Origin of the sequence: Bacillus sp. V5-8f, assembly GCF_002863565.1 — a bacterium.
Lineage (GTDB): Bacteria > Bacillota > Bacilli > Bacillales > DSM-1321 > Peribacillus.
Window position 1 is genome coordinate 82,899 of record NZ_PGUW01000002.1, and the last position, 14,516, is coordinate 97,414.

Below are 14,516 nucleotides of genomic sequence, written 5' to 3' on the forward strand. Positions count from 1 at the left end.
TATGGAGCTGGTGTGATGAAAAATCTAGAAAAGACTCATACACTTCAAGAGGCGGATGAAAAGTTTCTATGGCATTCCATGAAAGGTTCAGCCCCTGGGCAGGCAAATACAGTATTTACCAAGGGAAGCGGTGCATGGATCACTGATACCGAGGGCAATAGATACCTTGATGGAATGTCAGGCTTATGGTGCGTAAACGTTGGTTATGGAAGACAGGAGCTTGCGGAAGCAGCATTTAAACAATTGCAGGAATTAGCATATGTTCCCTTAACTCAAAGCCACATCCCGGCCATAAAACTAGCGGAAAAATTAAATGAGTGGCTCGGTGACGAGTATGTCATTTTCTTTTCAAACAGCGGATCAGAAGCAAATGAAGCTGCATTTAAAATTGCACGCCAATACCATCAACAAACGGGAGGGCACAACCGTTATAAATTCATCTCAAGATATCGAGCTTATCATGGGAATACAATGGGGGCGTTAGCGGCAACAGGGCAGGCGGAAAGAAAATATAAATATGAACCTCTTGGGCAAGGTTTCCTACATGTAGCCCCTCCTGATACTTACCGGAATCCGGAAGATTCGACTACTTTGGCTTCTGCTGAAGAAATTGACCGGGTGATGACATGGGAAATTAGTGAAACCATTGCAGGTGTGATCATGGAGCCTATTATTACCGGTGGAGGAATCATTATGCCGCCACAAGGATATATGGCCAGGGTGAAGGAAATCTGTGAGAGCCATGGAGCCCTGCTGATTTGCGATGAAGTTATCTGCGGTTTTGGAAGAACCGGTAAACCATTCGGGTTTATGAATTACGGAGTGAAGCCGGATATTATCACAATGGCAAAAGGAATAACAAGTGCGTATTTACCGTTATCGGCGACCGCGGTAAAACGGGATATTTACGAGGCTTACGCTGGGGCAGACACGTATGACCGTTTCCGCCATGTGAATACCTTTGGTGGAAATCCGGCTGCATGTGCGCTCGCTTTAAAAAATTTAGAAATATACGAAAATGAAAACCTCATTGAAAGATCCAGAATATTGGGAGAAAAGCTTTTGGCTGACTTACAAGAATTAAAGAATCATCCATTGGTCGGGGATGTACGCGGAAAAGGGCTCCTTGTCGGCATAGAATTAGTAAAAGATAAAGAAACAAAGGCCCCTCTGGAAATCGAAAAGGTAAACAAGGTAATTGGGTTGTGCAAAGAAAAGGGACTTATTATTGGGAAGAACGGAGACACAGTCGCAGGATTCAATAACGTAATAGCGCTGGCACCGCCGCTAAGTATAACCGATGATGACTATGCCTTCATTGTGCGTACGTTAAAGCAAAGTTTTTTGGAGTTGTAGCAAAACGAAATTTTTGATTTGAAAGATGGGGAATACCTCATCTTTTTTATATGTCTGTTTATCAAGCGGTATCATGTTAATAGAACCGCGATTACTATAGAATATGATGCTAGAAGATGAACCTGAAGATATATTAGAGTTTATTTTACTATCCTATTTCAACTGCACTGCTTTATTTTTTTTCATCTACAATCATAGATAGAGATGTCACCTAATAAGATGGTCTTGGCGCTCTGCTGATTAGCTGACACCCTTGTCTTTTGAAAGGGAAAATTTATGTAACAGGCATATGCCTATTTTTATTTTCTGTCATTTATTAATAAAGAGGTCAGCTTCAAACCGAATTATTGTTCTCAATCATTAAGCTATATATATGCCATTTGAATAATAGAACTCTAGTCTTGGAAGATTGCTATTTCTTTACAAAAATTAAGAAAGGAGTACACAAGCGGGGATGTTTCTTTTTTGCGCCAAGCTACAATAGTTTCTGCGCTTGGGGTAGGATCATCCAACATACGGTATTCTACGCCCTTACTATATAAGAACTGAGTGGAATAGGGAACTAATGCAATGCCGATTTCTGATGCGGCAAGTGCAATAGCGGTTTGCATTTCAGGTGCTTCATATACGATATTGGGGCTAAAACCAGCATCATAACATAGTTTCATAATGGCATCATAGAATCTCGGCCCAACCAGGTTTCGGGGATACAAAATAATAGGCATTTCTTTTAGAAAAATCAGGGGTAAAGGTTCGCCTAAATCCAGTAAAGGATGTCCCTCCGGAAGTGCGGCTACCCATCGCTCACGTCGAATCGTTTCACAGTTAAGAGAGGTATTGGTAGAGGGAGGGCGCATGATGCCGATATCAATCGTCCCCTTTTCCAGTTCCTCCAATTGGACTGGAGTATACATTTGTAATAGGGTAATTTCCACTTTAGGAAACCGCTTGCGATACCCTTTCATTATCGGAATAATGTCATAATTGGAAGATCCTATAAAAGCCATTACCAATTTCCCGGTTTCTCCACGATGAGCCCACCTTGCAATATTTTGTGCATGCTCTAGCTGTAACAGCAACTTTCGCGCTTCTTCCAAAAATAATGTGCCGGCAATTGTTAATTCAACATTTCGCTTATTTCGGTTAAAAAGCGGGACTCCTAGCTCTTTTTCCAGGTTTTTAATCTGGATGCTTAATGGTGGCTGAGCCATATGTAACCTTTTAGCTGCCTTGCCAAAGTGCAACTCTTCCGCAACCGCGATAAAATATTTCAAATATCTTAGTTCCATTTTCAATCCTCTCCCTTTTTGATTAATATCTCATAAGTATTAATTTTCAGTCAATTATATATTTGTATCATTTTTATTATATGAATAGAATAGAATTAGAATCACTTTTTCACCGAGAAATCTATTTAGCTATTAATTCATGCAATTGAATAAAAGCGCTTAAATAAACACTTAATAAAATCCTAAAAATGGGGTGTAAAGGTTGGGTTATGTTTCAGATTTCGACATGATTCGAGTGATAAATGACGATGGAAGTATCGCAGAAGGATATTCAGTAGATTTAGAGGATGAAAATTTATTGGATTTGTATCAAAAAATGCTTTTCTCAAGAGTGCTAGACGAGAAAGTCTTCCGATTACAACGTCAAGGAAGAATTGGTACATACCCTCCATATAGAGGACAAGAAGCGGCGCAGGTAGGTAGTGCTACTGTACTTGGAAAATCTGACTGGATGTTCCCATATGGCAGGGATCTTTGTGCGACCTTAATGTTTGGAAAAGATCTCGTTACTGCACTCTTATATTTTTCCGGGCATCATACAGGAGGTACTGTTAGGAATGGTGTAAATATATTTCCGTATGGGATTATGATTCCGCCGCAAATCCCTCAGGCGGTGGGAGCTGCATGGGCTTTTAAGCTACGTAATGAGAAAAATGTAGCCCTGACTTATTTTGGTGATGGTGCAACCTCAAAAGGCGATTTTCATGAAGGCTTAAACATAGCATCAGTTATGAAAGCCCCTGTTGTATTTTTTTGCCAAAACAATCAATGGGCAATCAGCGTACCTTATTCTAAACAAACAGCTACCCCAACAATAGCCCAAAAAGCAATTGCTTACGGGATGAAGGGTGTTCTTGTCGATGGCAATGATATTCTAGCTGTCCGAAAGGTTACTGAAGAAGCGATTGAGCATGCAAGAAGAGGAGCTGGGCCAACATTGATTGAAGCATTGACATATCGTGTCCAACCTCATACGACATCGGATGACCCTACCCGCTATCAAGAAAGTTCTGTTGTGGAGGATTGGAAATTGCGTGATCCGTTAGCGAGGTACCAAAAGTTTTTGGAGAATTACGGCATTTGGGAAAGGTTTGAAGTGGAAAAGGAACTGATGAAAATTAATGCAGAAATATCAGAAGCTGTAGAGGAATTTGAAAAAACTCCAAAAACAAGACTAGAAGAAATTTTTGAAATGGTTTATACAGAGATGCCAGAAAATCTTCGTAAACAGAAACAAGAAGTTCAAGCCTTATATGGAAAAGATGGGAGGTAATGGTTTATGGCAATGAAATCAATGGTTCAAGCAATCAATGAAGCTATTTCACAGGCAATGGAAGCCGATACTTCCATTCTTGCGTTAGGCCAGGATATAGGGGCAAACGGGGGAGTGTTCAGGGTAACCGATAATCTTCAAAAAAGATTTGGTGAGAGTCGGGTCATTGACACGCCCTTAGCTGAATCAGGTATTGTTGGTGCTTCAATTGGATTAGCGGCAAATGGCTTTAAACCAATAGTAGAAATTCAGTTTATGGGATTCATGTATTCAACGATGGATCAGGTATGTTCACAATTATCCCGAAGCCGAATGCGGACAGGGGCAAGCTTTTCAACACCTATTGTCATCCGCGGGCCATTTGGGGGAGGAGTAAGGGCGCTGGAGCTTCATAGCGATAGCATGGAAGCATTTTTTACACATACGCCCGGTTTAAAAGTAGTTATACCAAGCAATCCGTATGATGCCAAGGGTTTGTTATTATCAGCTATCGATGACCCGGATCCAGTAATCTTTTTTGAGCCTATGCGACTTTACCGTTCTTTTCAGGTAGAAGTTCCAAATGAACCTTACCGTATTCCCCTTGGCGATGCCAACATTATTAGGGAAGGAGAGGACATTACATTAATCAGCTGGGGCGCACCGGTTGGAACGGCCAGAAAAACCGCTGAATATTGTGCAGAAAAGATGGACGTGTCTATTGAAGTGGTAGATTTACGAAGTCTGGTTCCGTTTGATTATGAAACTGTAATGAATTCTGTAAGAAAAACGGGCAGGGTAATTATTACCCATGAGGCGGTCAGGACAAACGGTTTCGGGGCGGAGGTTGCTACAAGGATCATGGAAGAAGCTTTTCTTTACTTGCAATGCCCGATTAAACGAGTGACTGGATATGATACACCTTATCCTTTCACCCAAGTTGAAGAAGAGTGGCTACCTAACAAGGATCGATTAATCCGGGCGGTTCAAGAAGTGATGGACTACTAAAAGGAAGGGTGAACATGTTATGTTATATGAATTCAAATTTCCTGATGTGGGGGAGGGTATTGCCGAGGGAGAAATAGTAAAGTGGCACGCCCAACCTAATGATGTTATTGTTGAAGACCAGCTAATTGTAGAAGTGCAAACCGATAAGGCAATTGTTGAAATCTCCTCTCCGGTAGGAGGAAAAATAGAAAAACTCCATGGTGACGAGGGGGAAAACATTGAAGTAGGATCCATCCTGGTTTCCATAGAAACGAATAAATCCACAAAATCTGAGCCGCCAAAAGAAAGCAGTGAAAAAAACAATTACATAAGCAAAACATCATCTGAAATCTCCACGAGTATGTCTGTTGAAACAAGTTCAGCCCAAAAAAGGAAACCTGGAAAGTATCTTCCAATAGCCGTTCCTTCAGTAAGGAAATTGGCTCGGGAACTGAAGGTTGACCTTACAATGGTTACAGGAACGGGAAAGGGTGGCCGCATAACAGAACAAGATGTAAGATCCTTTTTAGATAATTCACAATCAAGACAACTTCAGGAGACTACGATTAATATCGAGAATCCTCAAAGTTTGGGCGAAGAACAGTTTGAGCTGGATGAACGGGTGCCATTAAAAGGAATCCGGAAGCAAATCGCACAAAATATGATGAAGTCCACGTCCTTAGCTGCACTAAGCACCGTAATGGATGACGCAAATATTACTGAGCTTATTTCCTTGAAGGAGAAAATGGCTGAGAAGGCAATGAAAAGAGGGGTTAAATTAACATATCTTCCTTACATCATCAAAGCAGTGGTTACTGCCTTGCAGGAATATCCTTATTTGAATTCTACCATTGATTTGGAAACGCAGGAAATTATCCTTAAAAAAAGATATAACATTGGCGTAGCAGTTGATACACCAAGCGGCCTAATGGTGCCTGTCATTAAACAAGCCGATAAAAAAAGCATTCGCAGGTTGGCAAAAGAAATTGTTTCACTCAGTGAAAAAGCAAGAAATAATAAACTTAAACTGGAAGACATGCAGGACGGTACCTTTACTATTTCCAACATAGGTGCGACAAGATCGGTGAAGTATGGTACACCTATCGTAAATCATCCAGAGGTAGCCATTTTAGGCGTAAATAAAATTCATAAAAAGCCCGTCATTGTGAATAATGAGATTGCTATTGGCGATGTTGTCGGACTTTCTCTGGCATTTGATCATCAAGTAATCGATGGTGTTCTTGCAGCCAATTTTTTAAAGAGAGTCATCGAATTTCTGGAACAGCCGGATTTGTTCCTTCTCGAAATTTAGTTCAATAGAAATGACTGGGTATTGATTTAATCGGTAAATGTACAGAGGGAGTTGATAGGAGAAACCACAATAGCAATTGAACTTGGGGTTAGTGTTAAGGTATCTCATTAACTGTCTACCCTCACCCAACATGAGAAGAAGGCTGCCGAAAGTGTGCTTGGCGAGGTAATCCATAGAATCAATGGGAAATAACAATATTTTTGATACCAATATATGTAATTTCATAATAGGAATTTAATACACCAGGCGGCAATTCCTGTGGGGTGGATATCCTGTACAAATACAGCTATATCCAATAGTATAGGAAATCTATACATATTGGAGATTGGTAGATGAACGATGTCTGTTTATGCCGGCTTCTACACGTTTCGTGAAGATATTTTAATATCCGTGGGAGCCATGTATAATTGGCATCTGTTGGAATAAAATTTAGAATCGATAAGACTTCTCTGCAAGATTTTGAGGGCAAAGATTTAGCGAAAAGAAATTAAAAGATTCACATAATAATATAAAAAATGAGTGTGGAAGGTTCAATTAATGAAAAAGAACCTTCCACTTTTTTGCGTTTTTTGTGGTAATTATCACTTTATAATAATATTATGTAAACAAAAAATAAAATACCAGAATTTACGGTGTTAAAGTTGTTATGAATTAAAAAGCAAGAATTCATATGAAATATCGTTAAAATTTTGCCATAATAATAGTTGAAAGGAGTGAAATCATGTTTCGCTTATATGCAGCCTTATTCGGGCTAAGTCTAATATGGGGTTTATCTTTTGTGTTCATGAAATGGCTGCTTCCTGTGGCCGGAGTTTGGGGGATTGTGTTTCTTCGCTGTTTAGCAGGTGCTGCAGTTTTGTTTCCTGTCTTATGGCGGAAGAGGGCAGAAATTAATTGGAAATTACCTTGGAAGGCATTAATAATTGTTGGCATCTTTAATTGCGGTTTGGCCTGGGCACTCATTCCCTTAAGTGAAACCGAAATCAATAGCAATACGGCATCTATTCTCAATGCAACGACTCCAATATGGACGGGGCTCATTGGCTTTATTGTATTTTCTTATGTGCTTTCTGCCCGTCAATGGTCAGGTATCGTAATCGGTTTTTTTGGAATATTGGTCTTAATGGATTTTCAAGTAGGTGAGCTTTTTGGCAAGGAGTTTATTGGGATTGGCACGATGCTGCTGGCTTCCATTTGTTATGGATTTGCAGGACAATTGACGAAACGGTATCTTTCAAATATTGGTGTATTGGTCATTACAGCATTCACCTTGTTGACCGGAGCGGTGATTGGTTTGACAGGGATGCTGTTGACGGAGCCCATTTATATGAAGCAGTTGATGGATCCTATTGCCATATTTGCCGTTATTGGCCTGGGCTGCTTTGGTTCCGGCCTAGGCCAGCTTATCTATTTCTACATAAATAAGAAGGGAAGCCCTGAGTTAGCTGCGACAGTAACATACTTAATTCCTGGTACCGCCATGGTGTGGGGCTATGTACTGCTTGGTGAATCCATAACGCCAAATGTCATCGTTGGCCTCTTGATTATTTTCGCAGGTGTATATCTCTCCTCCCGCAAACCAAAGGCCAAGCTTGAGGGACCGGAAGTATTAACCCAAAAGTCTGGCAGTCTGAAGCAAATTAAATAGAAAGAGAAAACCCGAAAACCCCCGTCCAATGGATTGGGGGTTTTCAGTGGACTACTAGATTTATTGTTCTCCGGAAATATGATATGGGTTACAGCAAATATATTTGCGCATGTCAGGTGTAATCTTGATGCGTATTTTTTCGTTTTCTTCATTTCTTTTTACATGGGTGGGCATTGCACTTCCATCATAATAAAACGGTTTTTGCTCCATTTTCTCCACTCCCAGGTCTTTGTCTTAACAAATACATGCTTAATCTTTCAAATAAGCGTAATACTTATTTTTATGCATATTTCCCTAAGACAATTCAACCTTTTTACCTATTGCCTTCTTTCTTTCTATTAAAAGTATTCAACTTAAAAAATATCTAAATGAAGGGAATATGTTAAGTTCCGGAGTTTATTCTTTTCAGGGTTTCTTTATCACAAATGACAAACAGCTGTGCGTTTTCAGGAATTGGGTGGCTAAGCTTTTTATGGATTTTGAGGTCATTATGGTCAGCTATTAGCGTGGCTCCCTTATCAAGAAGGTCGATGAAGGCATCACGGTAGGTATTCCATTCAGGGCGCCTTTTTATTTCATGCATGCCTTCATCGTATTGCTTGCTCATCAATTCCGTATACATACGGGTGACACCATGGTGAAATAGGGAGCTGACTGCCGCTTGGGAAATCATTTCCTGGGTAGGTACAAATTCATCAACGTTAACATGTTTAAATAAGCGGATATGCTCCTGTTCAATCACCTCTGCCGTAACATGGATTGATAGGTTCATTTCTTCTTCAATCGAAGTGATTGCCGTGGCAACCAAAAGAGTTTTCCCGTCAATCAATAACGGATCTTTTTTAGTGTAATGATCCTGCATGATATGGTCTGCAAAAATGATAACCCCTTTTGCTTTTTGCAAATTAGCACGCAGTAATGTCCTTTGGTTCGTTGCATCTCCGCGTACAAAAAAAACACGGTCGTGATCGTAAGGTGATTTTTCAAGATTGCTTATGATGACAGTTTCCGTGTTTTTATCGGATTGCAGTATTTCTTCCGTGGCTATTTTCGATTTATTGCTCCATCCGATTAAGATGATATGCCCTTTTCCTGTATAATCCATTTTTCCACCAACTCTGCGTTTTTCAAAATGATTCACCGAACGGACGACTTTTCCAATAAAAACACTTACAAGACCTATCCCTGAAATATACAAACAAATGGTGAAGATTTTCCCGGCATCCGTAACCGGTGCATAATCACCAAATCCAATCGTGGAAAGTGTTGTCAGCACCCAATAAAAAGAGGTGAGGAGAGAACCGAATGTGTCCGGCTCCAAGTAATAGGCGATAAAGGCTGCAGTGATTATGTAAATTAGAAAAAAAGGGAAAAAAATCTGGGTCCTGACTTTTATAAGATTTAACAAGAACTTTCTGATATTATTCATTTGATGTCATCCTAACTTTCAAATCATTGATGATATTATAAGGCACAAAAGAAAAGGCATACTGTATTGTTAGTTTAAACATCTAAAAAGTATGCAACACTTTTCCCGTTTCTCTAAATGCTTAAACCTCTAAAATATATTATAATCTGAATACAACCAAGATTCTGAACACTGAAAAGAAGAAGATATAATCTAAGGAAAAGGAGGTTCAAAATGGCCAACAAAATAAGTAAAGTGCGGGTGGCTGTAATTCAAGCAGCTTCTGTAATCATGGACATGGAAGCAAGTACAAAAAAGGCTATAGCTTTGACACTGGAGGCGGGGGAAAAAGGGGCGAACATTGTAGTTTTTCCTGAGGCATTCATTCCTGCTTATCCAAGAGGCCTAAGCTTTGGTACAAGCATTGGCAGCCGCTCACAGGAGGGGAGAAAGGACTGGCTTCGTTACTGGGAGAATTCTATAAGTGTGCCCGGGAAAGAGACAAACCTATTAGGGGAGGCAGCACGCAAAGCTGGAGTCTATCTCATTATTGGTGTTATCGAGAAAGATAATGAGTTCAGCAGAGGGACGCTTTATTGCACCGTATTATTTTTTGGACCGGATGGGGCTCTTCTTGGGAAACATCGAAAATTAAAACCGACAGCCTCTGAGCGCTTGATCTGGGGAGAAGGGGATGGAAGCACACTGCCCGTTTTTGATACACCGTATGGTCGTATTGGGGCATTAATTTGTTGGGAAAACTACATGCCATTGGCGAGAACAGCTATGTATGCCAAAGGTGTCCAAATTTACATAACCCCGACTGCGGATGCTAGGGAATTATGGCAATCGACTATCCGCCATATTGCTGCGGAGGGAAGATGCTTTGTTTTGTCCTCTAACCAATATGTAACAAAGGATATGTATCCAACAGATTTAGCCTGCTACGCAGAACTGGCTTCCTCACAAGACGAGATGAGCATCGGGGGCAGTGCCATCGTTGGTCCATTGGGTAACTATCTAGCGGGACCCGTATTCGGCAAAGAGGATATCCTGATCGCCGACTTGGATATAAGGGATATTGCTTCCAGCCAGTTTGATTTTGATGTCGTGGGACATTATTCACGGCCTGATGTATTTCAATTGCATGTGAATCAAGAAAAGCAAGAGAGCGTGAAATGGTTGGAAACAAAGCAAACCAAGTAGAAAAGGATTTTAGTAGGGGAAGGCGGCCGCTCTTAACAGGGCGGCCGTTTTTTTTTTGAGAAAGCTTTTTTACCAATGGATTCATTGGTGACACTGTCCAGAATATTAATGTTGATGTTACAGAAAATTTTACGTTTTCCTAATCATTTTACTTAAGCAAGGAACTTTACATTTAAGCAGAATGGGATTATGGTATATAAGGATCAAAATCCGAGTAATTTTATTGGATAAGGAGTGAGTTCAGTGGCACAGACTACTTTAAATACGCCCGCAAACTGGGATCATAAATCCACAACAGTTGTCACGAAGCTTAGCCCGGTGCAAAAGCCATTAGTGGCGGCCGGGATTCTAGCAACTATCATTCTATTAATAGCAATTGTCAACATGGCAAACTGGACCCAGGGTATCTTGTTTATAATCGGCCTTGCCCTTGGTGCAACTTTATTGCATGCCCGCTTTGGGTTTACATCAGCATTCCGCAGGCTTGTTTCAGTTGGAAATGTACAGGGACTCCAAGCACATATGCTTATGCTTGCAATTGCCACAACATTATTTGCCATTATATTGAGTACCGGTTTTAGTTTCACTGGGATTAAACCGGCAGGCTATGTTTCGCCTGTAGGGGCGAGTGTAATATTTGGAGCATTTATTTTTGGAATAGGGATGCAGCTTGGAAATGGCTGTGCTTCCGGAACATTGTATTCGGTAGGCGGAGGGTCGTCTTCGATGGTTTTAACCCTAATCTCTTTCATTGCAGGCTCTGTTCTTGGTGCATATCATTTCACATTCTGGATGGAAGATATGCCAAAGCTTCAGCCAATTTCCCTCGCTGAATCTACCGGACTCGGTTATTTTGGGGCCTGGCTTGTTCAAATGGCGATGTTTGCAGCTATCTACTGGATAACAGTTCAGATTGCGAAAAAGAAAAACCCACCGATGATGAAGCCGCTGCCTACCACATCAGGTTGGAAAAAGATTTTCCGTGGATCTTGGCCGCTATTCGCAGCTGCCATCATTCTAGCTGTATTAAATGCTCTGACGCTAGCAATCAGGGGAAATCCATGGGGGATTACTTCCGCTTTCGCTTTATGGGGTGGAAAAGCTCTTTCTATAGCTGGAGTTGATGTAGCCAGCTGGGGTTACTTCCAAGGGGTAAACGGAGTGGCTTTAACTCAAACGGTATTAGCTGACTCTACAAGCGTAATGAACTTTGGTATCATGTTGGGCGCGTTCATTTCGGCTGCTTTCCAAGGAACGTTTAAGCCTAAGAAAATTAAGCCTGGTGTAGCAGGAGCAGCCATCATTGGAGGGCTCATGATGGGTTATGGAGCTCGCCTTGCATTTGGCTGTAATATTGGGGCTTATTTTGGAGGAATCGCATCCTTTAGTCTCCATGGTTGGGTATGGATGGTCATGGCGATGCTTGGCACATTCTTGGCACTGTACATCCGTCCTCTATTCGGGCTGAAAAACCCAAAATCGACTGACTCAATTTGTTAATATAATAGAAAATAAATAGGGGCAACCTGCCGAGGTTGCCCCTATTTATTTTACAGCTTTGGTTCAAACGTTTTACAATCGGTTTCTTCCATAGTTGATGCTTGTTTTCCTTTGTGGCTAACTACGTAAATGGAATCAGCCCAGCATTTATTCCCTGTAGCCCAATACTTGCAATTGTTTACCTCACAAAGGACATCCTTTGCCATTCGTATCGCCTCCATTATTCGTTATAGTGTTCTTATTATTACATTACCTTTCCTGAGTTAGATGGAAACCATTTTCCTATTCCAAATATAGGAAGATTATTTCGAAAGAAAGCATTAAAAAATCCCAGGATTTAAACCAAAGGGGATTTTATGCTATTAAGGTTTTAAAACAACTTTAATAACTTCATCTTCATGATCATTGAATATCTTGTAAGCGTCACTTGCCGCATCAATCGGAAGTTTATGCGTAATTATTTCAGTTGGGTCAAATTCGCCGGACGTGATTTTGTCAAATAGCATTGGCATGTAATGGATTACAGGTGCCTGTCCCATTTTGAGGTTTATATTTCTTTCAAATATGTTACCAAGCGGGAACATATTATACACGGAGCCGTATACGCCCGTTAACTGTATCGTTCCGAACTTTCTCACTGCATTTAGGGCAATCTTAATGGCGCTAATCGTTCCTCCTTGTAGCTTTAGCTTTTGCTCTACCGCTTCGACAACAGACTTTTTTCCATCCATTCCGACACAATCGATCACTACATCTGCTCCACCTTCAGTTATTTCTTTTATGTGTGCTCCGGTATCATCAAATTGATCAAAATTAACAATTTCTACATTGTTCATCTTTTTTGCATGGTTCAAACGGTAGGGGATGTTATCCACAGCGATAACGCGTTTGGCGCCTTTCATCCAGGCGAATTTTTGTGTCATTAACCCAACCGGTCCGCAACCAAGCACAACAACAGTATCACCTTGCTTAACACCTGAATTTTCGACGCTCCAATAGGCTGTAGGAAGGACGTCTGACATAAATAACAAGGCTTCATCCTCAAGTTCGCACGATTCTGGGATCACAAACGGCATAAAATTGCCAAATGGTACTCGCAATAATTCGGCTTGCCCGCCTGGATGATTTCCATAGCGTTCAGTAAATCCAAAATAACCACCGGTATCAGCGATTTCCTTATTAGGATTAGAATTATCACATTGGCTTTCCATATCATGCTGACAATAGTAGCATTGGCCGCAAGAGATATTGAATGGCAAGACTACTCTGTCGCCTTTTTTTACTTTTGTCACTTCCGGGCCTACCTCTTCAACAATTCCCATCGGTTCATGCCCAATCACATATCCAGGCCGGGTCGGAAGGGCTCCCTGATAAATATGAAGATCTGAGCCACATATAGCTGTCGATGTAATTCGTACGATAATATCATCTTTCTTCTGTAGAGTAGGGTCCTCTACCTGCTTTACTTGAATATCCTTTGCTCCTTGAAAGGTAACTGCTTTCATAAAAAACCTCCTAATATAATAGAATAGTTTTCTTATACCCTGTGATATTCGAAATAATCATAGTTATGACAAGCCCCATCCGCTGCAAAGCTGGTTGTGAGCTGGCCGCATCACGATTATAAGAGTTTAGGGGCCTCTGCCAGGGAATGTGTGTCGTCTTCTTCTTTTTGTGCAAAATCCGTTCCCAGCAGAGAGTCTTCTTTGTATGAAGTTGGTCGATCCGTTACGGATGCCCCTTTTTGAATAGTTTGGTCTTTGTATGAAGTCCCATTGTTACTAGTATTTTTACTTAAAGTACTTTGAAGTGTATTTAAAATGGATCTGCCATAGTCATTACTAAGAAATGGGAGATTTTTGATTTTTTCAATGTTCTCCGGCATTGCCAAGGATTGGACTTGAGTCATCACTTTGTCGCGGGATTCCTTATTTCTTAGCATATATGCAGCTGCTCCTAAGGCTAAGGTTCCCATCATCATATTTTTATTTTTCATGTCTTTTCCTCCTTATTTTTAAGTGTAGAATTTCTTTTCCCCGATTAGTCTTATTTTAACCATATACAAACCGGAAGTTTCATACATAGCCAGCATAGATACTATTAAACTGGAGGCAAACCAGACATACACTATGAAAATCGATGGTGCTGAACCCTCTCTTTTAGAATGGCCGAGCATGTTGGGGAAAGCTGCCCAAATAGAAGTAAAATCTGTAAAAGGGAACGGTCCGCTTTCAATAGATGGACACTTTTATTTAGGAAGCTTTTCTTTTTCGAATGAATGCGGGAAATATGTTCGCTCCATAAACATTGTTGATCTGGAAGACAATTAAAAAGTGTTGTCCCAGCTGAAATGCCCGCTTCCTGGAACATGGAATCATTGTCCCGTTCCTATCGCTTCATGCTCAAACATCAGGCGGAAGGGTAAGGTAAAGGGAGTATTTTGATTGAATTCCTCGTAAAGTAAGATAGCAGTACAGCAGAGTATTCATCTAGTAGACGTTTGTGCTTCAAAAATCAGGGCTATTAACGGCTTGGATTTTATGAGGAGTTATCTTGTC

14 protein-coding genes are annotated in these 14,516 nt (G+C 40.7%); 8 read left to right on the forward strand and 6 right to left on the reverse strand.

Going from position 1 to position 14,516, the window contains the following annotated elements:
* Positions 1-15: 15 nt before the first annotated feature.
* Positions 16-1,356 carry an aspartate aminotransferase family protein gene (locus tag CUU64_RS02145; protein WP_101631638.1) on the forward strand — a complete coding sequence of 447 codons (1,341 nt, stop codon included), beginning with the start codon at positions 16-18 and terminating at the stop codon, positions 1,354-1,356.
* A 395-nt stretch (positions 1,357-1,751) separates the two neighbouring features.
* Here the strand turns inward: CUU64_RS02145 and CUU64_RS02150 are convergent, their stop codons facing one another.
* Entirely contained in the window at positions 1,752-2,645 is an 894-nt protein-coding gene (locus CUU64_RS02150; RefSeq protein WP_101631639.1) for a LysR substrate-binding domain-containing protein, read from the reverse strand.
* 202 nt (positions 2,646-2,847) lie between these two features.
* Here CUU64_RS02150 and pdhA point away from each other — a divergent pair, with 202 nt between their 5' ends.
* The 4 genes from pdhA to CUU64_RS02170 all read left to right on the forward strand — a co-directional run bounded on the left by pdhA (position 2,848) and on the right by CUU64_RS02170 (position 7,844).
* A complete protein-coding gene (gene pdhA / locus CUU64_RS02155) occupies positions 2,848-3,918 on the forward strand; it encodes a pyruvate dehydrogenase (acetyl-transferring) E1 component subunit alpha (RefSeq protein ID WP_308302324.1) in 1,071 nt (356 codons plus the stop codon).
* Positions 3,919-3,924: 6 nt separating this feature from the next.
* Positions 3,925-4,905 (forward strand): alpha-ketoacid dehydrogenase subunit beta, encoded by a 981-nt coding sequence (locus tag CUU64_RS02160; protein ID WP_101631640.1) that lies wholly within the window; start codon positions 3,925-3,927, stop codon positions 4,903-4,905.
* 19 nt (positions 4,906-4,924) lie between these two features.
* On the forward strand, positions 4,925-6,196 hold the full coding sequence (locus tag CUU64_RS02165; protein WP_101631641.1) for a dihydrolipoamide acetyltransferase family protein: 1,272 nt from the start codon (positions 4,925-4,927) through the stop codon (positions 6,194-6,196).
* A 721-nt stretch (positions 6,197-6,917) separates the two neighbouring features.
* The gene (locus CUU64_RS02170) at positions 6,918-7,844 is read left to right on the forward strand and encodes a DMT family transporter (protein WP_101631642.1); all 927 of its coding nucleotides are present in this window, start codon (positions 6,918-6,920) and stop codon (positions 7,842-7,844) included.
* 60 nt (positions 7,845-7,904) lie between these two features.
* Here the strand turns inward: CUU64_RS02170 and CUU64_RS21805 are convergent, their stop codons facing one another.
* Together CUU64_RS21805 and CUU64_RS02175 are read right to left on the reverse strand one after the other, a co-directional pair.
* On the reverse strand, positions 7,905-8,054 hold the full coding sequence (locus tag CUU64_RS21805; protein ID WP_180954432.1) for a hypothetical protein: 150 nt from the start codon (positions 8,052-8,054) through the stop codon (positions 7,905-7,907).
* Between the two features lie 172 nt (positions 8,055-8,226).
* Entirely contained in the window at positions 8,227-9,273 is a 1,047-nt protein-coding gene (locus CUU64_RS02175) for a potassium channel family protein (RefSeq protein ID WP_101631643.1), read from the reverse strand.
* A gap of 213 nt (positions 9,274-9,486) precedes the next feature.
* Here CUU64_RS02175 and CUU64_RS02180 point away from each other — a divergent pair, with 213 nt between their 5' ends.
* Together CUU64_RS02180 and CUU64_RS02185 are read left to right on the forward strand one after the other, a co-directional pair.
* Positions 9,487-10,458, forward strand: a complete 972-nt coding sequence (locus CUU64_RS02180; protein ID WP_101631644.1) for a carbon-nitrogen hydrolase family protein — start codon at positions 9,487-9,489, stop codon at positions 10,456-10,458.
* Positions 10,459-10,701: 243 nt separating this feature from the next.
* Positions 10,702-11,958 (forward strand): YeeE/YedE family protein, encoded by a 1,257-nt coding sequence (locus CUU64_RS02185; protein WP_101631645.1) that lies wholly within the window; start codon positions 10,702-10,704, stop codon positions 11,956-11,958.
* A 50-nt stretch (positions 11,959-12,008) separates the two neighbouring features.
* Here CUU64_RS02185 and CUU64_RS02190 read toward each other — a convergent pair whose 3' ends face one another.
* From CUU64_RS02190 to CUU64_RS02200, 3 genes are all read right to left on the reverse strand, one after another.
* On the reverse strand, positions 12,009-12,164 hold the full coding sequence (locus CUU64_RS02190) for a DUF1540 domain-containing protein (protein ID WP_101631646.1): 156 nt from the start codon (positions 12,162-12,164) through the stop codon (positions 12,009-12,011).
* A 156-nt stretch (positions 12,165-12,320) separates the two neighbouring features.
* Positions 12,321-13,463 carry a zinc-dependent alcohol dehydrogenase gene (locus CUU64_RS02195; RefSeq protein WP_101631647.1) on the reverse strand — a complete coding sequence of 381 codons (1,143 nt, stop codon included), beginning with the start codon at positions 13,461-13,463 and terminating at the stop codon, positions 12,321-12,323.
* A gap of 116 nt (positions 13,464-13,579) precedes the next feature.
* The gene (locus tag CUU64_RS02200; RefSeq protein WP_101631648.1) at positions 13,580-13,954 is read right to left on the reverse strand and encodes a hypothetical protein; all 375 of its coding nucleotides are present in this window, start codon (positions 13,952-13,954) and stop codon (positions 13,580-13,582) included.
* 133 nt (positions 13,955-14,087) lie between these two features.
* On the opposite strand from CUU64_RS02200, the gene CUU64_RS02205 reads away from it, so the two are divergent.
* A complete protein-coding gene (locus CUU64_RS02205) occupies positions 14,088-14,288 on the forward strand; it encodes a hypothetical protein (RefSeq protein WP_101631649.1) in 201 nt (66 codons plus the stop codon).
* The last annotated feature ends 228 nt before the right edge of the window (positions 14,289-14,516 follow it).